This window comes from Streptomyces sp. NRRL S-118 (assembly GCF_000716335.1).
GTDB lineage: Bacteria > Actinomycetota > Actinomycetes > Streptomycetales > Streptomycetaceae > Streptomyces.
Genome location: NZ_KL591006.1, coordinates 295,216 through 316,311, shown reverse-complemented (window position 1 = coordinate 316,311; position 21,096 = coordinate 295,216). Strand labels below are relative to the sequence as shown.

General features: G+C 71.9%; 19 protein-coding genes and 1 pseudogene. 7 read left to right on the top strand and 13 right to left on the bottom strand.

Translation table 11 applies throughout. The features are described 5' to 3' along the window. Positions 1 to 37 precede the first annotated feature (37 nt). Complete coding sequence (locus IH00_RS0114350; protein ID WP_031073432.1) at positions 38 to 748, top strand: phosphatase PAP2 family protein; 711 nt, start codon at positions 38 to 40, stop codon at positions 746 to 748. 259 nt (positions 749 to 1,007) lie between these two features. On the opposite strand, the gene IH00_RS44040 is transcribed toward IH00_RS0114350, so the two are convergent. Further along, complete coding sequence (locus IH00_RS44040; RefSeq protein ID WP_078887741.1) at positions 1,008 to 1,190, bottom strand: hypothetical protein; 183 nt, start codon at positions 1,188 to 1,190, stop codon at positions 1,008 to 1,010. Between the two features lie 179 nt (positions 1,191 to 1,369). On the opposite strand from IH00_RS44040, the gene IH00_RS0114345 reads away from it, so the two are divergent. After that, complete coding sequence (locus IH00_RS0114345) at positions 1,370 to 2,209, top strand: SCO4651 family lipoprotein (protein WP_031073430.1); 840 nt, start codon at positions 1,370 to 1,372, stop codon at positions 2,207 to 2,209. A gap of 155 nt (positions 2,210 to 2,364) precedes the next feature. Further along, the gene (locus tag IH00_RS43355) at positions 2,365 to 2,538 is read left to right on the top strand and encodes a hypothetical protein (protein ID WP_199819752.1); all 174 of its coding nucleotides are present in this window, start codon (positions 2,365 to 2,367) and stop codon (positions 2,536 to 2,538) included. 5 nt (positions 2,539 to 2,543) lie between these two features. Here the strand turns inward: IH00_RS43355 and IH00_RS0114335 are convergent, their stop codons facing one another. Continuing rightward, positions 2,544 to 2,894 carry a metal-sensitive transcriptional regulator gene (locus tag IH00_RS0114335; protein WP_031073428.1) on the bottom strand — a complete coding sequence of 117 codons (351 nt, stop codon included), beginning with the start codon at positions 2,892 to 2,894 and terminating at the stop codon, positions 2,544 to 2,546. Positions 2,895 to 3,088: 194 nt separating this feature from the next. On the opposite strand from IH00_RS0114335, the gene IH00_RS0114330 reads away from it, so the two are divergent. Further along, entirely contained in the window at positions 3,089 to 3,709 is a 621-nt protein-coding gene (locus tag IH00_RS0114330) for a DUF47 domain-containing protein (RefSeq protein WP_031073426.1), read from the top strand. A gap of 6 nt (positions 3,710 to 3,715) precedes the next feature. Next, a complete protein-coding gene (locus IH00_RS0114325; protein WP_031073424.1) occupies positions 3,716 to 4,714 on the top strand; it encodes an inorganic phosphate transporter in 999 nt (332 codons plus the stop codon). A 210-nt stretch (positions 4,715 to 4,924) separates the two neighbouring features. On the opposite strand, the gene pstB is transcribed toward IH00_RS0114325, so the two are convergent. From pstB to mshD, 9 genes and pseudogenes are all read right to left on the bottom strand, one after another. Then, positions 4,925 to 5,701, bottom strand: a complete 777-nt coding sequence (gene pstB / locus IH00_RS0114320; protein ID WP_031073422.1) for a phosphate ABC transporter ATP-binding protein PstB — start codon at positions 5,699 to 5,701, stop codon at positions 4,925 to 4,927. A 20-nt stretch (positions 5,702 to 5,721) separates the two neighbouring features. Beyond that, positions 5,722 to 6,798, bottom strand: a complete 1,077-nt coding sequence (pstA, locus tag IH00_RS0114315) for a phosphate ABC transporter permease PstA (RefSeq protein ID WP_031073420.1) — start codon at positions 6,796 to 6,798, stop codon at positions 5,722 to 5,724. Then, a complete protein-coding gene (gene pstC / locus IH00_RS0114310; RefSeq protein ID WP_031073418.1) occupies positions 6,798 to 7,787 on the bottom strand; it encodes a phosphate ABC transporter permease subunit PstC in 990 nt (329 codons plus the stop codon). Before pstC ends, pstA begins: the two co-directional genes overlap by 1 nt. A 213-nt stretch (positions 7,788 to 8,000) precedes the next feature. After that, a complete protein-coding gene (gene pstS / locus IH00_RS0114305) occupies positions 8,001 to 9,131 on the bottom strand; it encodes a phosphate ABC transporter substrate-binding protein PstS (RefSeq protein WP_031073416.1) in 1,131 nt (376 codons plus the stop codon). A gap of 531 nt (positions 9,132 to 9,662) precedes the next feature. After that, entirely contained in the window at positions 9,663 to 10,082 is a 420-nt protein-coding gene (locus IH00_RS0114300; protein ID WP_031073414.1) for an NUDIX hydrolase, read from the bottom strand. Next, complete coding sequence (locus tag IH00_RS0114295; protein ID WP_031073413.1) at positions 10,079 to 10,972, bottom strand: CHAD domain-containing protein; 894 nt, start codon at positions 10,970 to 10,972, stop codon at positions 10,079 to 10,081. The genes IH00_RS0114300 and IH00_RS0114295 overlap by 4 nt, the downstream gene beginning before the upstream one ends. Next, complete coding sequence (locus tag IH00_RS0114290) at positions 10,959 to 13,202, bottom strand: RNA degradosome polyphosphate kinase (RefSeq protein WP_031073411.1); 2,244 nt, start codon at positions 13,200 to 13,202, stop codon at positions 10,959 to 10,961. Before IH00_RS0114290 ends, IH00_RS0114295 begins: the two co-directional genes overlap by 14 nt. 1,161 nt (positions 13,203 to 14,363) lie before the next feature. Further along, positions 14,364 to 14,943 (bottom strand): annotated as a pseudogene (locus tag IH00_RS37300) (ABC transporter ATP-binding protein); the annotation flags it as partial. A gap of 151 nt (positions 14,944 to 15,094) precedes the next feature. Further along, on the bottom strand, positions 15,095 to 16,030 hold the full coding sequence (mshD, locus tag IH00_RS0114280) for a mycothiol synthase (protein WP_031073409.1): 936 nt from the start codon (positions 16,028 to 16,030) through the stop codon (positions 15,095 to 15,097). Positions 16,031 to 16,163: 133 nt separating this feature from the next. On the opposite strand from mshD, the gene IH00_RS0114275 reads away from it, so the two are divergent. Together IH00_RS0114275 and IH00_RS0114270 are read left to right on the top strand one after the other, a co-directional pair. Beyond that, on the top strand, positions 16,164 to 17,969 hold the full coding sequence (locus tag IH00_RS0114275; RefSeq protein WP_031073406.1) for a bifunctional metallophosphatase/5'-nucleotidase: 1,806 nt from the start codon (positions 16,164 to 16,166) through the stop codon (positions 17,967 to 17,969). 86 nt (positions 17,970 to 18,055) lie between these two features. Continuing rightward, complete coding sequence (locus IH00_RS0114270; RefSeq protein ID WP_031073404.1) at positions 18,056 to 18,922, top strand: phosphatidylinositol-specific phospholipase C; 867 nt, start codon at positions 18,056 to 18,058, stop codon at positions 18,920 to 18,922. Here IH00_RS0114270 and IH00_RS0114265 read toward each other — a convergent pair. Both IH00_RS0114265 and IH00_RS0114260 read right to left on the bottom strand, forming a co-directional pair. Further along, positions 18,902 to 20,377, bottom strand: a complete 1,476-nt coding sequence (locus IH00_RS0114265; RefSeq protein ID WP_031073403.1) for a HAMP domain-containing sensor histidine kinase — start codon at positions 20,375 to 20,377, stop codon at positions 18,902 to 18,904. The two genes, IH00_RS0114270 and IH00_RS0114265, sit on opposite strands and share 21 nt — an antisense overlap. After that, the gene (locus tag IH00_RS0114260) at positions 20,374 to 21,096 is read right to left on the bottom strand and encodes a response regulator transcription factor (protein WP_031073401.1); all 723 of its coding nucleotides are present in this window, start codon (positions 21,094 to 21,096) and stop codon (positions 20,374 to 20,376) included. The genes IH00_RS0114265 and IH00_RS0114260 overlap by 4 nt, the downstream gene beginning before the upstream one ends.

Here is a 21,096-nt window from a genome sequence, read left to right as displayed (position 1 = left end):
TGGACTGACACAGTGACAAGGCAAGGGGCCGCAGCAGATGGCTGAACTCGCATCGGACGGTTCGAACCCCGATGTCAGCCTGCTCTACGACATCAACGGGCTGGCCAAGGACGCCCCGACGTGGCTCGACCGGGTCATGGAGTTCGTGGGCGAGTACGGAATCATGCTCGCGCTGGTCCTTGTCGTGCTCTGGTGCTGGTGGACCGTTCGCCGGCGCGGCACCGTGGAGGACTCCGTCGCGGCGGTCGCCGGGCTGGTCTGGGCGCCGCTCGCCGCGGGGATCGCCCTGCTCGTCAACATCCCCATCCGGGGGTTCGTGGAGAGGCCCAGACCCTTCCTCGAGCATCAGGGCCTGGAGGTCCTGGTCGACGGGAAGACGGACTTCTCGTTCGTGAGCGACCACGCCACCATGGCCATGGGTATCGGCGTCGCGCTCTTCCTCGCCCACCGCTGGTTCGGTCTCGCGGCCATCGGACTCGCCCTCGCCGAGGGCTTCTGCCGCGTCTACATGGGCGTCCACTACCCCACGGACGTGGTCGGCGGGTTCGCCCTCGGCACGGCCGTCGCGCTGCTCCTCGCCCCCGTCGCCCTCGCGCTGCTGACGCCGGTCTTCTCCGCGGTGGCCCGCTCCCGGCGCGCCGGCCGGCTCGTACGGTCGCGCAGGGCGCCCGTGTGGGCCGACCGGCACGAGCCGCTGGACCTGCCCGAGCAGCGCCTCGAAGGCGACGACAACGACCTCGCGGCCTAGGCGGCGTCCCGCCGGTCTCGCCGGTCGGGCCCGGTCTCGCGCTCAGGCCGCGCTCGCGGCGTGAGCGGCGGGGCGCCTTTTGGCGTCTGCCCTCCCCGTCCCGCCGGGACCGCGGATCCACGGAGCCTGGCGCGCCGTCAGGCGCCCTGCCCCGCCCGGTGAATGCGCGGGGGTGCGGCGGGTCGGCGGCGGTTTCCGGCCACGCGCCCCATGCCCGCGCCCACCCGCCCCACGCACGCCGCCCGGTCGCGGCCGGTGTTCAGCCGGCGCCGGGATGCGGTGCGGCGAGGTGAGCCGCCGCGTCCGTACGCGCCCGGTCCCGGGAGCGTCTCGCGGGGCCCGACCATCCACAGCTGCAGCGGGCGAGGCAGAAGGAGCCGCGTTCGACCGTGGTGGCTTCGTGGTCGCTGGTGACGGTGGGCGGCGAGTCATGCGCAGGCACGCCTCCACGGTACCGGCGTGACGGGGAGCCGGGGTGGTCGTTATGCGGATGGGGTACCCCGGGCTCCCGGGACCCGGGTCGAGGGGCGGGGATCTCGTGCAAGCGCAGGCGAAGAGCAGGCAAGCAGGCAACAGGTAAGCAGGCAGGCAGCAGCGTCTAGGCGTTGGGGGTTGCAGGCGATGGTGGTGCAGCAACGGCAGCGGCGCCGCGGACGCAGGAGCGGCGCGGTCGCCCTCGTCGCGGCCGGCGTGGTGGCCGCGACGGTCAGCGGGTGCTCCGGCCCCGCCGACGCGAGCCCCGGCGTGGACGCGGCCGCGGCCGCCGCCGCCGTACGGGGTGCTCCCGACGCGCTGGTGCGCGCGGGCACGTCCAAGGCGCGTACGTCGATGGAGATGGCGACCGGCGGGACGCGCGTGACGATCCGCGGCGAGGGTGCGTACGACTTCTCCCGGTGGCAGGGGCGGCTGAAGGTGGTGCTGCCGAAGGACGCCGCCGGGACCAGCGGGCACCGGCCGATCACGGAACTCCTCGCGCCCGGAGCGCTGTACATGAAGAACCGGGGAGCAGGTGTCCCCGCCGACAAGTGGGTGCGCGTCGACACGACGAGCCTCGCCGACGGCAACCTCGTCACCGGCGGGGCGACCGACCCGGCCGCGGCGGCCGAGCTGCTGCGCGGTGCCCGGCGGGTGAGCTACGTCGGAGAGGAGGAGCTGGCCGGGGTGCCGGTCACGCACTACCGGGGCGTCACCGATCTCGCGCGGGCGGCGCGGGAGGCGTCACCGCAGGTCAGAGGTGCGCTCGCGGCGGCGGCGAAAGGCTTCGCCATGGACGCGGTGCCGTTCGACGTGTACCTGGACCGCGAGGGGCGGCTGCGCAAGGTGCGGCACCGGTTCAGTTTCACCAACCAGGGGCGGACGGTCGCGGTCGCCTCGACGACGCTCCTGTACGGGTTCGGCGTGCCCGTCGTCGTACAGCTGCCGCCCCACCGGGACATCTACGCGGGCAAGGTCGGGGCGTAGGCCTCGCAGTGGGCGGCATGGTCCGGGCGGCATGGTGTGCATGGGCCGGAAGAATGGTCCGGACGTGCCATGCGCGGTGTGTGGTCCGCTCCCTACGCTAAGAGACGCCGGAGAGCCGACCCCGGCGGAACCGGCAGGACCGGCAGGAAGAGGTGATGCGCGTGGCCCCGCCCCCTTCTACGACAGTCCAGGACCACGTGGCCCTCGCCGAGATCGAACTCTGCGGTGAGTTGATGATCGCGGCGTCCGCCACGGACGGGGAGCGGCTCAGCGCGGACCTGATCGACGAGGTACTGAAGGTCACGCCTGCCGCGCCCCGCTCCCCTTGACCCCGTCAGGTGCGCATCATGCGCGCGATGGCCTTCGTGGCCTCCTCGACCTTCGCGTCGATCTCGTCGCCCCCCTTGACCGCCGCGTCGGCGACGCAGTGGCGCAGGTGCTCCTCCAGGAGCTGGAGCGCGAAGGACTGGAGTGCCTTGGTGGACGCGGAGACCTGGGTGAGTATGTCGATGCAGTAGACGTCCTCGTCGACCATGCGCTGCAGGCCGCGGATCTGGCCCTCGATGCGGCGCAGCCGCTTGAGGTGCTCGTCCTTCTGCTTGTGGTAGCCGTGGACGCCGTGGTCGGCGCCGTGCTGCTCGTCCTGCTCCCCGACCGGAAGGCCGGCCGCCTCGGTGGTCGTCATCGCGTCCTCCCGTTGTCCAGAAAGGGTGCCCATACCCCACGTGGGTATATGGTACCGATCCGCGCGCGAAGGTGGCGGGGGCCGGTTCTGTTCACTGTGCCTGATGGGCGACACTGAATGACGCCGGTTAGCCGTGGCCGGATGATGCGCCTAGCATCAGCCTGACCGAAACCCATGCACCCCGAGGACCCCACGTGCGCTTTCGTCTGACCCCCAGGGAGACGAGCTTCTACGACATGTTCTCCGCGTCCGCGGACAACATCGTCACGGGCTCCAAGCTCCTGATGGAACTGCTCGGAGCGGAATCCTCCGCCCGGGCCGAGATCGCGGAGCGGATGCGGGCAGCGGAACACGCGGGCGACGACGCGACCCACGCGATCTTCCACCAGCTCAACTCCTCCTTCATCACGCCGTTCGACCGCGAGGACATCTACTCCCTCGCCTCGTCGCTCGACGACATCATGGACTTCATGGAGGAGGCCGTCGACCTGGTCGTCCTCTACAACGTCGAGGAGCTGCCGAAGGGTGTCGAGCAGCAGATCGAGGTGCTGGCGCGCGCGGCCGAGCTGACCGCCGAGGCGATGCCGCACCTGCGCACGATGGAGAACCTCACCGAGTACTGGATCGAGGTCAACCGGCTCGAGAACCAGGCCGACCAGATCCACCGCAAGTTGCTCGCCCACCTCTTCAACGGCAAGTACGACGCCATCGAGGTGCTGAAGCTGAAGCAGATCGTGGATGTGCTGGAGGAGGCGGCCGACGCCTTCGAGCACGTGGCCAACACGGTGGAGACCATCGCGGTCAAGGAGTCCTGAGGCTTCGTGGACACCTTCGCTCTGGTCGTGACCATCGCGGTCGCGCTCGGATTCACCTATACGAACGGCTTCCACGACTCGGCGAACGCCATCGCCACCTCCGTCTCCACCCGGGCGCTGACGCCGCGCGCGGCGCTGGCGATGGCGGCGGTGATGAACCTCGCCGGTGCCTTCCTGGGCAGCGGGGTGGCCAAGACCGTGAGTGAGGGCCTGATCGCGACGCCCGAGGGCTCGCGGGGCATGGGCATCCTCTTCGCGGCGCTGGTCGGCGCGATCGTCTGGAACCTGATCACCTGGTACTTCGGCCTGCCCTCGTCGTCCTCCCACGCGCTGTTCGGCGGCATGGTGGGCGCGGCGCTGGCCGGCGGTACGGAAGTGATCTGGTCGGGTGTCGTCGACAAGGTCGTCATCCCGATGTTCGTGTCGCCGGTGGTCGGCCTGGTGGTCGGTTACCTGGTGATGTGCGGGATCATGTGGATCTTCCGCAAGGCCAACCCGCACAAGGCGAAGCGCGGCTTCCGTATCGCCCAGACCGTGTCGGCGGCGGGCATGGCGCTCGGCCACGGCCTGCAGGACGCCCAGAAGACGATGGGCATCGTGGTCATGGCGCTCGTGATCGCGGACGTCGAGCAGGCGGGCGACCCGATCCCAGTGTGGGTCAAGGTCGCGTGTGCGGTGATGCTGTCGCTCGGTACGTACGCGGGCGGGTGGCGCATCATGCGGACACTGGGCCGCAAGATCATCGAGCTGGACCCGCCGCAGGGGTTCGCCGCGGAGACGACGGGCGCGTCGATCATGTTCGGGTCGGCGTTCCTGTTCCACGCGCCGATCTCGACGACCCACGTCATCACGTCGGCGATCATGGGCGTCGGTGCGACGAAGCGGGTCAACGCGGTGCGCTGGGGCGTCGCGAAGAACATCATCCTGGGCTGGTTCATCACCATGCCGGCGGCGGCGCTGGTGGCGGCGACGAGTTTCTTCGTGGTGCAGCTGGCGTTCGGCTGAGGCTTTCGGGGCCGGTGCCTGGGGCTCCGCCCCCGACCCTCGCACCTCAAGCGCCGGCCGGGCCGCCGCGCCCCCGAGCCCCGGAGAACGGACGGGCCCGCCCCCTGGGACAGGGGGCGGGCCCTTTGCCTTGCGGTGGCACCGCCATGCAGCACCGCAAGGTGTTCCGGGGCCACGTGGCGATGCCACGCGGCGATACCGCGCGGCGGATCAGCCGAAGCGGCCGGAGATGTAGTCCTCGGTCGCCTGGACGGACGGGTTGGAGAAGATCCGCTCCGTGTCGTCTATCTCGACCAGCTTGCCCGGCTGGCCGACGGCCGCCAGGTTGAAGAAGGCGGTGCGGTCCGAAACGCGGGCCGCCTGCTGCATGTTGTGGGTCACGATGACGATCGTGAACCGCTCCTTCAGCTCGCAGATCAGGTCCTCGATCGCGAGCGTGGAGATCGGGTCGAGCGCCGAGCACGGCTCGTCCATCAGCAGCACGTCCGGCTCGACCGCGATCGCGCGGGCGATGCAGAGGCGCTGCTGCTGGCCGCCGGAGAGGCCGGAGCCCGGCTTGTTGAGGCGGTCCTTGACCTCGTTCCAGAGGTTCGCGCCCTTCAGCGAGCGCTCCACGATGTCGGCGAGCTCGCTCTTCTTGTACGAGCCGTTCAGCCGCAGGCCGGCGGCCACGTTGTCGAAGATCGACATCGTCGGGAAGGGGTTCGGGCGCTGGAAGACCATGCCGACCGTGCGGCGCACGGCGACCGGGTCGACGTCCTTGCCGTACAGGTTCTCGTCGTCCAGCATCACCTTGCCCTCGACGCGGCCACCGGGGGTGACCTCGTGCATGCGGTTCAGGGTGCGCAGGAAGGTGGACTTGCCGCAGCCGGACGGGCCGATGAAGGCCGTGACGGAGCGGGGCTCGACGGTCATCGAGATGTCGTCGATCGCCTTGTGGGAGCCGTAGTAGGCGGTGAGGCCGCCGACGTCGATGCGCTTGGCCATTTCAATCACTTCCAGAGGCCTTAGCGGCCGGTCTTCGGGGCCTTCCAGCGGGCGATGCCGCGGGCCACCAGGTTGAGGATCATGACGAAGACGATCAGGACGAGGGCGGCGGCCCAGGCGCGGTCGTACGACGCCTCGCTGCCGACCTTGTACTGCTCCCAGATGTAGAAGGGGAGGGCGGACTGGGCGCCTTCGAAGGGGTTGGTGTTGATCAGCTGCGTACCGAAGACGAGCAGCATGATCGGCGCGGTCTCACCGGCGATGCGGGCGATGGCGAGCATGACACCGGTCGTGATGCCACCGATCGCGGTGGGGATGACGACCTTGAGGATGACCCGCCACTTCGGCACGCCGAGGGCGAGGGCCGCCTCCCGCAGCTCGTTCGGGACGAGCTTGAGCATCTCCTCGGTGGAGCGGACCACGACCGGGATCATCAGGATCGCCAGGGCCAGCGCGCCCATCAGGCCGGACGGCTGCAGGTCAGCCATCAGCATGATCGAGAGGATGAAGAGGCCGGCGACGATGGAGGGGATGCCCGTCATGACGTCGACGAAGAACGTCACGGCCTTGGCCAGCGCGCCCTTGCCGTACTCGACGAGGTAGACGGCGGTCAGCAGGCCGATCGGCGCGGAGATCACGGTGGCGAGGCCGACCTGCTGCAGCGTGCCGAGAAGTGCGTGGTAGACGCCGCCGCCGACCTCGAAGCCGGGGATGCCGGCCATGGAGTGGGTGAGGAAGTAGGCGTCGAGGACCTTCATGCCCCGGCTGACCGTGACCCAGATGAGCGAGAGCAGCGGGACGACGGCGAGGACGAAGCACACCCACACCACGCTGGTGGCGAGGCGGTCCTTGGCCTGGCGCCGGTTCTCCACGGCCGAGGTCACGGTGTACGAGATGACCACGAAGATCAGCGCGGAGAGCAGGCCCCACTGCACGCGGCTCTCCAGGCCGGCGAGGACGCCGGTGCCGACGCCCAGCGCGACGGCTGCGGCGGCGAAGGCGGCCGTGGCCCAGCGCGGCAGGCTGCGGTGGCTGAGGCTGTCCTTGCGGGGGCGGCGGGCGGCCCGGACGGGCGCGTCCTGGATTGCGTTGCTCATCAGGCGTTCGCCCCCGAGTACTCCTTGCGGCGCGCGATGATCAGGCGGGCCGCGCCGTTGACCAGCAGGGTGAGGACGAAGAGGACCAGGCCCGACGCGATCAGGGCGTCGCGGCCGAGCTGGTCGGCCTCGTCGAACTTCGCGGCGATGTTCTGCGCGAAGGTGCCGCCGCCCGGGTCGAGCAGGTGCAGCGAGATGACGAAGCTCGGGGAGAGGACGGTGGCCACGGCCATCGTCTCGCCGAGCGCGCGGCCGAGGCCGAGCATCGAGGCGGAGATGACGCCGGAGCGGCCGAAGGGCAGGACGGAGAGGCGGATGACCTCCCAGCGGGTGGCGCCGAGGGCCAGGGCGGCCTCCTCGTTCATCCGCGGCACCTGGAGGAAGACCTCGCGGCTGACGCTGGTCACGATCGGCAGGATCATGATCGCGAGGAGGATCCCCACGGTGAACAGCGAGCGGGCGACGCCGACCTCGGTCTTGTCGAAGAGGTACGTCCAGCCGAAGAACTCGTCCAGCCAGGAGTTGAGGCCCTCCAGGTACGGCACGAGGAAGAGGGCGCCCCAGATGCCGTAGATGATCGACGGCACGGCGGCGAGGAGGTCGACGACGTACGCGAGGGGCGCGGCGAGCCTGCGGGGCGCGTAGTGCGAGATGAACAGCGCGATGCCGACGGCGATGGGGACCGCGATCACCATCGCGATGATCGAGCTCACGACCGTGCCGAAGAGGAGGACCGCGATGCCGAAGACCGGCCGGTCGCCGACCGGGTTCCAGTCGAAGGTGGTGAAGAAGTTGCCTTCGTTCTCGGCGAGGGCGAGCGAGGCCCGGTAGCTGAGGAACACGGCGATCGACGCCATGATCACCAGGAGCAGGATGCCCGAGCCGCGGGACAGGCCGAGGAAGACCTTGTCGCCCGCGCGGCCGGTGGAAGTCGCCTGCCTCCTGGCGTCCGGCGGAGCCGGTGCGTGGTTGTCAGTGGTTATAGCCATGATCTTTCCGGTCTGTGTGGGGGAGGCCGGGGTACGGCTCCCCTGGCGGCGGTGCACCGGATGGGGGGTCGGTCCGGAGTCGCTCCGGTCCGGGGGCCGGCCCGGAGGGGCTTCCCGGCTGTCGCCGGGGGATTCCCTCCGGGGCCGGCCGCGGCGCGGTGTCGCGCGTACGTCCTGCCCGTACGGTCTGCTCCGTACGGCCTTCCCCCTGGGTCAGGAGAGGCCGTTGACGGTCTCGCGGACCTTGGCGTTGATCTCGGCGGGGATGGGGGCGTAACCGGCCTCGGTCAGGACCTTCTGACCCTCGTCGGAGGCGGTGTAGGTCAGGAAGGACTTGACCGTGCCGAGGGTCTCGGCCTTGTTGCCGGTGTCGCAGACGACCTCGTAGGTCACGAGGACGATCGGGTACGCGCCCTCGGCCTTGGTCTGGTAGTCCAGGTCGAGGGCCAGGTCCTTGCCGGTGCCCTTGATCTTGGCGGCGGCGATGGCCTTGGAGGCGTTCTCGGAGGTGGCCGGGACCGGGGCGGCGGCGCCCGTGTCGATCTGGACGGCCGGGATGCCCTGGGAGGCGGCGTAGCTCAGCTCGAAGTAGCCGATCGCGCCCTCGACCTGCTTGACCTGGGCGGCGACGCCGGAGGAGCCGGACGCGGCCTGGCCGCCGGGGGCGGGCCACTTCTTCTCGGCCTCGTACGGCCAGTCGGCCTTGGCGGCCTTGCCGAGGTACTTGCCGAGGTTCTGCGTGGTGCCGGAGTCCTCGGAGCGGTGGAAGGCCTGGATCGGCGTGCTCGGGAGCTTGGCCTCGGGGTTGAGCTTGGCGATCGCCGGGTCGTCCCACTTCTTGATCTTCGTGTTGAAGATCTTCGCGAGCGTGGGGGCGTCCAGGACGAGGTCCTTCACGCCGGGGAGGTTGTAACCGATGGCGATCGGGCCGCCGACCATGGGGAGGTTGATGCCCTGGCCGGACTTGCAGATCTTCTTGGACTCGGCGACCTCTTCCGGCTTCAGCGCGGAGTCGGAGCCGGCGAAACCGACACGGCCCTGGTTGAAGCCGATGATGCCCTCACCGGAGGAGGAGGACTTGTAGTTGATCTCCACGCCCGGGCAGGCGGCCATGTAGTTCTTGACCCACAGGTCCATCGCGTTCTTCTGGGCGGAGGAACCGGAGGCGAGCAGCTGGCCCTTGGCGCCGTCGCACTTGATGTTCGACGCGGCGCCGGTCTTCTTGCCGCCGTCCGGGGTGCCCGTGTTGTCGTCCGAACCACACGCCGTGAGTACCAGGGCGCCGGAGACGGCGAGGGCGCCGAGCGCGGTGGCGCGAAGCCCGGTCTTGCGCTGAAGCTTCACTGTTGGGTGTTCCTTCCAGGAGCCGCCGCGAGCGTGTTCCGTACGGTTCTCGGTGGGCGGCGTGTGTCGGTTGGATGGTGGGGCGCGCGGCGCGGAGCCGGTCACCGTGTACGGCCGAAATTAGGCAGAACAGGTGACGTGGCTGGCGGGGGAGAGTGAACGGGAAGTGAACCGTGACGGAAGCCGCGGTGAGGGGGTGTGGGGGCCATTGTCCCGGGGCGCTGCCCCCGGCCGCGGTGCCTCTTGTGCGGGGCGCGGAGGTGTGCTGCGGGGCCGCGGGCGGCGGCGGTCCGGCCGTCCCTCCGGGATGTGGCGGTCGGCCCGTGGTGGCGTGGGGGAGGCCGGGCCGCCGCCGGTACCGGGTGGTGCGCCGGTGCGTGGGCGGGGCGGGGGCGCGCCCGGGCCACTCGCGCGGGTGGCGGGTGCGGGGTGCGGGCGTCGCCCGCAGGTGTGAGACGGGTGCGCGGGTCGCGGGTGCTCCGGGTCAGGTCGGGCGAGCGGGTGCGCGGGTCGCGGGTGCTCCGGGTCAGGTCAGGCGAGCGGGTGGGTGGCGAGGAACCTGCCGAGGAGGGACTTGTCCTTCTCGTACGTCAGGCGGGACCGCGCCGCCGCCGGGGGCAGCCAGAGCAACTCGTCGACCTCGCGGTTGCGGGTGAACGCGCCGCCGGTCGCCTCGGCCGACCAGTAGCGGACCTCCTTGGGGCGGCCGTCGACCTCGTACCGGGCGGTGGGCAGCTCCGGGCCCAGGGCGCAGGTCATGCCGGTCTCCTCCAGGACCTCGCGCACCGCTGCCTCCCGGGCCTTCTCGCCGGGCTCCAGCTTGCCCTTGGGCAGTGACCAGTCCCCGTGCTTGCGGCGGTGGATCACGGCCACTTCCAGCCCGCCGCCGGCCGGGGAGCGCCGCCACAGGACGCATCCCGCGGCGCGGATCACCGGCCCGCGCGGCGTCATGTCGTCACCGTCGTCCGCTGCCAGGCGTGCTGGAAGGCGCGGCGCGCCGCCTCGACCTCGTGGCGCTGGTCCGCGTGGAGGACGCCGAGGACGTACGCGGTCGCGGGCGCGATGCGCGGCGTGCCGGCGGCGCTCGCGGCGGCGGAGGCGGCCTCCGCGGCGTCGCGGTGCCGGTCGAGCGCGCGGCCCGCCTCGTACAGCGGCGGCTCGGTGCCGAGGACCTCCTGGGCGTAGCGGTGGAGGCGCAGCAGGAGCCGTACGTGGTGCCAGGAGGTGTCGTGCTGCTCGCCGCCCACCGCGGGGGCGGTCGGCAGCGCGGTGACCGCGTCGAGGAGGCGCCGTTCCACGGCCTCCGCGGGCGTGCCCAGCACCTCGCAGGCGGGGGAGCCCGCGGCGGCCCCCAGCGGCACCTCCGAGGCGAGCAGCGCCACGGCGTCGGCGACCGCGTGGAAGCGGGACGAGCCGAGGGCCTGGAGAGCGGCGGAGTGGGCGCGGGTCCTGGCCAGCGTCAGGCGCCGCTCCAGCAGCGCGCCGGCCCGTGCCCCGCCGACCGCCAGCGCCTCGGCGCCGCTCGTCAGGCGGGACAGCGCGTCCACCAGCCGGACGAGCCGCGAGGTGCAGGCGTGCTCCTGGGCCAGGATCCCGGAGAGCCAGGCCAGCTCCGTGCGCAGCTGGTCCGCCCAGGCCGCGTCCAGCACGGGGCGGAAGGTGTGCAGCGTGCCGCTGATGCGCCGGGCGGCGGCCCGCAGCCCCCGTGCCGCCGCCTCCGCGCCCGTCGTGTCGGCCCCGCTCTGCGTGTGGAGGCGCAGGTTCCGCAGGAAGTCCCCCGCGCGGGCGTGCAGATAGGGGGCGAGGACCTCGCCCGCGGTGACCTGGTCAGGGTTGTGCACGCCGGCGCCTCCGCGCGTCTATGAGCATCTCCTGGACGTGCCGCAGCGGCTGCCCGTCCCCGTCCGTCGCGTGCCGTGTCCACTCGCCGTCGGCGCCGAGGTGCCACGACGAGGTGGTGTCGGCCATGCCCGCCTCCAGGAGCCGGGTGAGCGAGGCGCGGTGGGCCGGGTCGGAGACCCGTACCAGCGCCTCTATGCGGCGGTCGAGGTTACGGTGCATCATGTCGGCGCTGCCCAGCCACACTTCCGGTTCGCCGCCGTTGCCGAAGGCGAAGACGCGGGAGTGCTCCAGGAACCGTCCGAGGACGGAGCGGACCCGGATGTTCTCCGACAGGCCCTGGACGCCGGGCCGCAGGGCGCAGATGCCGCGCACCCACACGTCGACCGGGACGCCCGCCCGGGAGGCCCGGTAGCAGGCGTCGATGACGGCCTCGTCGACCATCGAGTTGGCCTTGATGCGGACGTAGGCGGGGCGCCCGGCGCGGTGGTGGACGATCTCCTTGTTGATGCGGGAGACCAGGCCGTCGCGCAGCGACTTGGGGGCGACCAGCAGCCGCCGGTAGGTCTCGCGGCGCGAGTAGCCGGAGAGCCGGTTGAACAGGTCGGACAGGTCCGCGCCGACCTGCGGGTCGGCGGTCAGCAGGCCCAGGTCCTCGTACAGGCGGGCCGTCTTGGGGTGGTAGTTGCCGGTGCCGACGTGCGAGTACCGGCGCAGCGTGTCGCCCTCCTGGCGGACGACGAGCGACAGCTTGCAGTGGGTCTTGAGGCCGACCAGGCCGTAGACGACGTGGCAGCCGGCCTCCTCCAGCTTGCGCGCCCACTTGATGTTGGCCTGCTCGTCGAACCGGGCCTTGATCTCGACGAGGACGAGGACCTGCTTGCCGGACTCGGCGGCGTCGATGAGGGCGTCGACTATGGGGGAGTCGCCGGAGGTGCGGTACAGCGTCTGCTTGATGGCGAGGACGTCGGGGTCGGCGGCGGCCTGCTCCAGGAACGCCTGCACGGAGGTGGAGAACGAGTCGTACGGGTGGTGCAGCAGGACGTCGCGCTCGCGCAGGGCGGCGAAGATGTCGGGCGCGGACGCCGACTCGACCTCGGCGAGGTCGCGGTGGGTGCCGGCGACGAACTTGGGGTACTTCAGCTCGGGCCGGTCCAGGGCGGCGATGCCGAACAGGCCGGTCAGGTCCAGCGGCCCGGGCAGCGGGTACACCTCGGCGTCGGAGACCTTCAGCTCGCGTACGAGCAGGTCGAGGACGTAGGGGTCTATCGACTCCTCGACCTCCAGGCGCACCGGCGGCCCGAAGCGGCGGCGCATGAGCTCCTTCTCCAGGGCCTTGAGCAGGTTCTCGGCGTCGTCCTCCTCGACTTCCAGGTCCTCGTTCCGGGTGACGCGGAACATGTGGTGCGCGAGCACCTCCATGCCCGGGAACAGCTCCTCGAGGTGCGCGGCGATGACGTCCTCGATCGGTACGTAGCGCTGCGGGGACGCTTCGAGGAAGCGGGAGAGCAGCGGCGGCACCTTGACGCGGGCGAAGTGGCGGTGGCCGCTGACGGGGTTGCGCACGACGACGGCCAGGTTGAGGGAGAGGCCGGAGATGTACGGGAAGGGGTGCGCGGGGTCGACCGCCAGCGGGGTCAGCACGGGGAAGATCTGCTGGCGGAAGAGGGTGAAGAGGCGGGCCTGTTCCTTCTCGGTCAGATCGGGCCAGCGGATGAGGTGGATGCCCTCGTCGGCCAGCGCCGGCGAGATGTCCTGCTGGAAGCAGGCGGCGTGCCGGGCCATGAGCTCCCGCGACCGGGTCCAGATCAGGTCGAGGACCTCGCGGGGCTGGAGTCCGGACGCGGAGCGGGTGGCCACGCCGGTGGCGATGCGGCGCTTGAGACCGGCCACCCGGACCATGAAGAACTCGTCCAGGTTCGAGGCGAAGATCGCCAGGAAGTTCGCCCGTTCGAGGAGCGGGGTGGCGGGGTCCTCGGCGAGTTCCAGCACCCGCTCGTTGAACGCCAGCCAGCTGCGCTCGCGGTCCAGGAAGCGGCCCGCGGGCAGCTCGGCGGTGCCGCTGCCGTCCTCGTACGCGTCGAGATCGCTGTCGATGTCCGGATCCAGGTCCGGGACCGGGGCACCGGCGACGGTGTGGGGCCGGTGGGCGGCTATGGAGCCGACGGACGGCTGGACGTGCTGCACGGGCGGGACCGACGGGACCTGGACATCGGCGGGCTGCTGGCTCATGGCTCCATTCTTCCGCGCGGAGGGGTGGTCAAGCGCGTCGGAGCGGGCCGCTGACACGGCGGGCTTCATTCGGTGAGCTTCGCAAGCATGTCTGAATGACCGGTAACGGTTACGTGACGTGCCGGGGGCGGACGGCCGGACCCCCGTCCAGGCCGTCCGCCCCCGCCCCTCCCCGCCCGGTCACGGGCAGTGGCGGCGCAGGACGCGGAACGCGGCGTACGTGGCCAGGCACCCGGGGCGAGGACGACCCCGGTCTCCAGGAGCTGGACGGGCCGGAAGGCCGAGGCGGGGTGGTAGTCGGCGTACCGGCCGGTGACGTCCGGGGGGCACGGCGTCGCGGTGCCGGGCCGCAGGCACGCGTCGTACGGGAGGCGGCGCCCGTCCGCGGTGGCGTAGCCGGAGCGGAGCAGGAAGGCGTCGAGGGGCAGGCGCGCCAGGCCGTGCGTCAGGTCCGTGCCGGGGCCGCTCACGTGCACCGTCGGCCGGAGCTCCCAGCGCAGGGTCCCGATGCCCAGCAGCAGCGTGCAGGTGGCGGCCGCCGCCGTGGCCATGGCGGGGACGGTACGGGGACCAGCAGCCCCGCGAGGCGCCGACGGCGACGCCGGGCAGGCAGTAGGCGCCCAGGGCCGGGCCCATCGCTTCGTACGCGCCCCGGTCCGCCCAGCCGAGGTTCTCGTGGAAGAGGACCGGCTTCCGGGCGAAGCGGAACACGGCGGTGAGGACGGCGGCCGTGCCGGCCGCCAGGGCGGCGGCGAGGAGCAGGTTCGCGGCGAGCCGGCGGGCCGGGGTGACCGACTGCGTCCAGGCGACCTGGTGGGTGCCGCTCTCCGGCTCGCGCGCCACCATCGGGCCCGCGACGAAGGCGCCGAGCAGGGGCGGGACCGCCATCAGCGCGAACAGGGACCACTGGAGTACGAGCGCCAGGAAACCCTGCGGGGTGACCCGGTCGCCGAAGAGCTGCGCGCCGCACGCCTCGGGCTCGCCCGCGAGGCAGCGGGCCTCGTCCATGGAGCCGGCCACCCACTCGCGCAGGCCGGCCGTGACCGCCGCGGCCAGGGCGAGGAGCGCCAGGGTGACCCGCGGGGCCCGGCGGTGCTGGCGGACCACCACGCGGCCGGCGCGGGCCGTCGTCGGCGCGCTCATGCCGCACTCACCCCCTTCCGCGCCGGGGGTGAGCAAGGGCGGGGCGCCGGGCCAGCGGAGATGGCCGAACAGCAGTTCCTCCGGCGTGGGTTCCATGGTCCGCCGGGAGCGGTGGTCGAGCGGGCCCTCCCGGCGCACGAGCGCGGTGAGCCGGCGGCCGGTGGTGCGGGCCTCCATGACCGTGTGCGGGGAGAGGTCGGCGACGGGACCGGTGACCAGGGGGCGGGCGCCCAGGATGTCGTCGATGCCGCCGCCGAGGCGGATCCGGCCGCCGTCGAGGAGGAACAGGTGGTCGCAGGCGCCCTCCGGTTCGCCGAGGATGTGCGAGGACATCACGACGGTCGTGCCGTGCTCGGCGGCGTCCGCCATGGGCGTGCCCATCAGCTGGTGGCGGGCGTGGGGGTGCCCCCTGTGGGGGAGGGTCCAGGTCGGCCATCGGCTCGTCCGGGAGGAGGAGTTCGGCGCGCTTGCCGAGCGCGAGGGCGAGCACCGTGTTCGGTTTATGGCGGTGGCCTCGACGACCTCGCGCGCCGTGGGCAGCCTGTCTCCGGGCTCCAGCAGGCCCAGGCGCAGGGCCTGTTTGGTCTGCTGGACGATCTGGAGGTAGGTGGCGACGCCGCTGCGCCGGTCGATGCGGTACTCGACCACGTCTTTGCACACCCCTTTCACTGATCAAGTGGTGAAAGGGGTGTGCAAGAGAGGGCGAGGTGTCAACACCCCGCCCTCTTCCGGTGGTCGTCCCGCTCGCCTCACGTCTCCGAGCGGTACATCAGGTCCACCTCGTGGGTGGTGAACCCCATCCGCTCGTACACCCGGACCGCCGCCGTGTTGTCGGCGTCCACGTACAGCATCGCCGTCGGCAGGCCCTGGGCCGCCAGGTGCCGCAGGCCGATCGCGGTCAGCGCCTTGCCGAGGCCGCCGCCCTGGGCCTGCGGGCTGATGCCGAGCACGTACACCTCACCGAGCTGCTCCTCGGCGTGCACCTTCGTCCAGTGGAAGCCCACGATCTCGCCGTCCGCCTCCCGTACGGCGAGGAAGAAGCCCTTCGGGTCGAACCAGGGCTCCTCCTTGCGGTCGTCCAGGTCGCGCTGGGTCATCGAGCCCTGTTCGGGGTGGTGCGCGAACGCGGCGGCGTTCACAGCGAGCCAGGCCGCGTCGTCCTGCCCCGGCACGAAGGCGCGCACCGAGACGCCGGGCGGCAGCTGCGGCTCCGGGATGTCCAGCGGGGCGAGCGGCCGGCGCATCTGGCGCAGCTCGCGGAAGAGGGTGAGCCCGAGGACCTGGGAGAGGTGGCGGGCGGCCGACTTGCCGCCGTGCGCCCACACGCGCAGCCGCTTGCCGGACGCGGCCAGCAGCGCGCTGCCCAGCGCCCGTCCGTGGCCGCGGCCGCGGTGCGCGGGGTGGACGACCAGCTCGGCGGCCGGTGCCTCGACCGGGTCGGTGTCCTCCAGTTGGGCGTAGCCGACGAGCTCGCCGCGCACGGTGAGCAGCAGGTGCGACACGCCCGCGCGCCGCCCGTGGCGCAGCTGGAGCCGCCCCTGTTCGGAGACGGCCTGCATCCCGTCGGTGCGGGCGGCTTCGTCGAGGAGGGCGAGGACGTCCCGGGCCTGCTCGGGGGTGAGCTCGTCGAGGGTGTCGATGCGTCGGCCGGGCTCGATGCCGGATACGGGGGCGTCAGTCGTCATGCGTACGAGCCTACGGCCGCCTGCGGCCGGGTGATGGCAACCACCTCGTAACCCGCTACCCCCTGTTGCGCTACGCGCGTTGACCCTAGGCTGCGCTGGGCCACCCGCAACTGATCGACCAACGAGGGGACAGATGTCAGCGACACCGAAGAAGAACCGTGCGGCACGGCGGATACTCGCCACCGCCGCCGGACTCGCCACCGCCGGTGCGATGGTGGCGGCCCTGCCGGCCGGCGCCGACGACCGGGGGCGGCCCGCCGCCGGCCACGGGCGCACCGTCGACGTGCAGCTGCTCTCTTTCAACGACCTGCACGGCAACCTGGAGCCGCCGGCCGGTTCCTCCGGACAGGTCACCCGCACCCACCCGGACGGCACGACCACCAAGATCGACGCGGGTGGCGTCGAGTACCTGGCCACGCACCTGCGCGAGGCGCGCAAGGGCAACCGCTACTCGGTGACCGCCGCCGCGGGCGACATGATCGGCGGCTCGCCGCTGCTGTCGGGCCTCTTCCACGACGAGCCGACCGTCGAGGCGCTCAACAAGCTGAAGCTGGACGTCTCCTCCGTCGGCAACCACGAGTTCGACGAGGGCGCCAAGGAGCTGGCGCGCATGCAGGACGGCGGCTGCCACCCGACCGCCGGCTGCTTCGAGGAGGGCAAGACCTTCCGCGGCGCGAAGTTCCCGTACCTGGCGGCCAACGTCACGCACGAGAAGACCGGCAAGCCGATCCTCGACCCGTACTTCGTCTGGGAGCGGGGCGGCGTCAAGATCGGTTTCATCGGGGTGACCCTGGAGGGCACCGCGAACATCGTCACCGCCGAGGGCGTCAAGGGCCTGAAGTTCGGTGACGAGGTCGAGACGATCAACAAGTACACGAAGGTCCTGGAGCGCAAGGGCGTCAAGTCCATCGTCGCCCTGATCCACGAGGGTGGCGCGCCGGCCTCCTCGTCGTACAACTACGACTGCGACAGCCCGGGCGCGGGCGACGGGGTCTCCGGCCCGATCGTCGACATCGCGAAGAACCTGAGCCCGCAGGTCGACGCGCTGGTCACCGGCCACACCCACCAGGCGTACGTGTGCACCATCCCCGACCCGGCCGGCAAGCCGCGCATGGTCACCTCGGCGGCGTCCTTCGGCAAGCTGTACACGGACACCACGCTCACCTACGACCGCCGCACCAAGGACATCGTGCGGACGTCGGTCGAGTCGGCGAACTACGTCGTCAGCCGTGACGTGCCCAAGGCCGCGGACATGACCTCGCTGATCCAGCGCTGGAACACGCTCGCCGCGCCGATCGCGAACAAGCCCCAGGGCTTCATCTCGGCCGACATCAACGGCCGCGGCTCCACCGCGTACGAGAAGCCGCTCGGCGACCTGATCGCGGACGCGCAGCTCGCCGGTCTGGCCCCCGCCGACAAGGGCGGCGCCCGGATCGCGCTGATGAACCCGGGCGGCATCCGTGCCGACCTGGTGTACAAGGCGTCCGGCAGCGAGGGCGACGGCGTGGTGACGTACGGCGAGGCCTTCACGGTGCAGCCGTTCACCAACATGATGAACGTGGTCGACCTGACCGGTGCTCAGCTGATCGCCGCCCTGCAGCAGCAAGTCAGCGGTTCCAACGAGGCCTCCCCGAAGATCCTCCAGGTCTCCAAGGGCTTCACGTACACCCTCGACATGACGAAGACGGGCGCGGCCCGGATCGACGTGGCGTCGGTGAAGCTGGACGGCGAGCCGCTGGACCCGGCCAAGACCTACCGGGTCGCGATGAACGAGTTCCTGGCGGGCGGCGGTGACGGCTTCCCGGCCCTCGCCCAGGGCAGGAACAAGCTGGTGGGCGCGTCCGACCTGGACCTCTTCAACGCCTACCTGTCGGCCAACTCCTCGGCGGCCGCGCCGATCGCGCCGCCGGCGGCGGACCGGATCACGGTCATCAAGTAGGGCAGTGGACCAGGAGCGGGGCAGCCGTTGTGCTGCCCCGCTCCTTCGTCTGGTGGAGTTGACGTGAACCCGTCATACTCCGCGCCATGGACCTGGACCGACGGAGCTTTCTCGCGGGTGCCGCCGCACTGTCCGCCACCGCGTTGCTGGGCGCGGCCCCGCCCCGGCAGCGGGTGCTCGGCACCCAGGACTGGATGGCCGCCTTCAGCGGCGACACACCGCTGCGGACGCTGACCATCCCCGGCACGCACGACTCCGGGGCGCGGTACGGCGGACCGTGGGTGGCCTGCCAGAACACCACCATCGCCCAGCAACTGGACAGCGGCATCCGCTTCCTGGACGTGCGGTGCCGGGTCACCGGTGACGCCTTCGCCATCCACCACGGGGCCTACTACCAGAACCTGATGTTCGGCGACGTCCTCATCGCCTGCCGCGACTTCCTCGCGGCCCATCCGTCCGAGACCGTCCTGATGCGCGTCAAGCAGGAGTACTCCGAGGACTCCGACGCCACCTTCCGGCGGATCTTCGACCTCTACCTGGACGCCAAGGGCTGGCGGCCCCTGTTCCGCATCGGCGACGGGCTGCCCTCGCTCGGTGAGGCACGCGGCCGGGTCGTCCTCCTCGCCGACAACGGCGGCCTGCCGGGCCTCCGGTACGGCGACGGCGCCCTCTTCGACATCCAGGACGACTACATGGCCGAGCCCGGCGCCAAGTACCCGAAGACCGAGGCGCACTTCCGCAAGGCCGCCGCACAACCCGGCAGGCTGTACGTCAACTACGTCTCCACCTCCGCGCTGCTGCCGCCCCGCTGGAACGCCGACCGGCTCAACCCCCGCGTCCACGGTTTCGTGGACGGCGCCGAGGCACGCGACTGGAAGGGCCTCGGCATCGTCCCCATGGACTTCCCCAACACCCGCGCCGGGCTCGTCGACTCACTGATCCGGCACAACTGACGCGGCAGCGGGCGGCGGTGTGGGGGCTCCCGGCAGCCGGATCACCGCGCGGGTGCCGCCCCCCTCGGCCGCCGTCAGCTCCACCTCGCCGCCGGCCTGCCGGACCGTACGGGCCACGATCGACAGACCGAGGCCCGAGCCCGGCAGGCTGCGTGCCGACGGCGAGCGCCAGAACCGCTCGAAGACGTGCGGCAGCTCGTCGGGCGTGATGCCCGGCCCGTGGTCCCGCACCACCAGCTCGCCGCCGGCCAGGGACACCTCGATCGTCCCGCCCGGCGGCGAGAACTTCACCGCGTTGTCGAGGACGTTGACCAGCGCCCGCTCCAGCGCCGCCGGTTCGGCCCGTACGTACCAGGGCCGCACGTCCACCGACGTGATCGTCAGCTCCGGCCCCCGCAGCCGTGCCCGCTGCAGCGCGGTGTCCAGGATGTCGTGCAGCGCCACCACCTCCAGCCGGCCGGGGGCCGCCGCGTCCGGCCGTGCCAGCTCCTGCAGGTCACCGATCAGCGACGCCAGCTCCGTCATCTGCGCCGTGACCGACGCCATCAGGGCCCGCCGGTCCGCGGGCGGGATCGCCCGCCCCGTCTCCTCGCTGCGCGCCAGCAGCTCGACGTTCGTGCGCAGGGAGGTCAGCGGGGTGCGCAGCTCGTGCCCGGCGTCGGCGATCAGCTGCGCCTGCCGGTCGCGGGACGAGGCCAGAGCCGCCGTCATGGCGTTGAACGACCGTGACAGCCGGGCGATCTCGTCCTCGCCCTCCACCGGGATCCGCACCGTCAGGTCCTCCGTACGGGCCACGTGCTCGACCGCCCCGGTCAGCCGGTCGACCGGCTTGAGCCCGGTACGCGCCACCCACAGCCCGGCCGCGCCCGCGCCGACGACGCCGATGCCGGAGACGAGGAGCAGCAGCAGGGCCAGGTCGCCCAGGGTGCGCTCGGTCTCCCGGAGCGGGAAGCCGTACATCACGGCGGTGTCCGCCACGACCCCGCCGCCCGGGCCCTGCGTGACGGCGGCGACCGTCAGGACGCGCACCGCGTTGCCGGCGCTGTCCACGCCGTCGCGGTACGCCTCGGCGTCCGGATCGGCCCGCCGCGCCACGTCCCGGTCGGAGCTCTGGACCCGCACGGACCCGGCGGAGCCGGCGAAGACGCAGGGCTGCGCGGCGGAGGACCGGACGAGCTGGAAGTAGTACACCGGCTTCGGATCGCCGAAATCCGTGCGTGCCGCGGGGCCCGCCGGGCAGCTGCGCAGCGCCTCGACGACGTCGATGGTCCGCAGGGCGGCGCCGGCACTCACGGACCGCAGCTTCGCGTCGACCTCGTCGTACAGCTTGCCGCGCACCACGAACCAGCACGCCACCGACACCGCGGCGACCGCGACCGCGACCGCCGTCGCCGTCAGCAGGGCGAGGCGCGAACGCAGCGGCAGGGCGCGGAAGCGCGCGACCGGTCCGGTCACTCGCTGCCCCCGGTGCGCAGCACGTAGCCGACGCCCCGCACGGTGTGGACCAGCCGCGGCTCGCCCGCCGCCTCCGTCTTGCGCCGCAGGTACATCACGTACACGTCCAGGGAGTTGGAGCTGGGCTCGAAGTCGAAACCCCACACCGACTTGAGGATCTGCTCCCGGGTCAGGACCTGCCGGGGGTGCGACAGGAACATCTCCAGGAGCGTGAACTCGGTGCGGGTCAGCTCCACGCGCCGCCCGCCCCGCGTCACTTCGCGCGTCGCCAGGTCCATCCGCAGGTCCGCGAAGCTCAGGCTCTCGGCCTCCGGCTGCTCGCCCGCGGTCCTGGCGTACGAGCTGCGCCGCAGCAGCGCCCGGATGCGGGCGAACAGCTCGTCCAGCTCGAACGGCTTCACCAGGTAGTCGTCCGCGCCGGCGTCCAGGCCCGTCACGCGGTCGCCGACGGTGTCGCGGGCGGTGAGCATCAGGACCGGGACGGTGGAGCCGGCGGCGCGGATGCGGCGCGCGGCGGTCAGACCGTCCATGCGGGGCATCTGGATGTCGAGGACGACGAGGTCGGGCGCGTACGCGTCGAGCTTGGCGAGGGCGTCGACGCCGTCGACGGCGACCTCGGTGCCGTACCCCTCGAAGGCGAGGCTGCGCTGCAGGGCCTCGCGGACGGCGGGCTCGTCGTCCACGACGAGGATGCGGTCGGCGTCACCGGTGGGATTCAT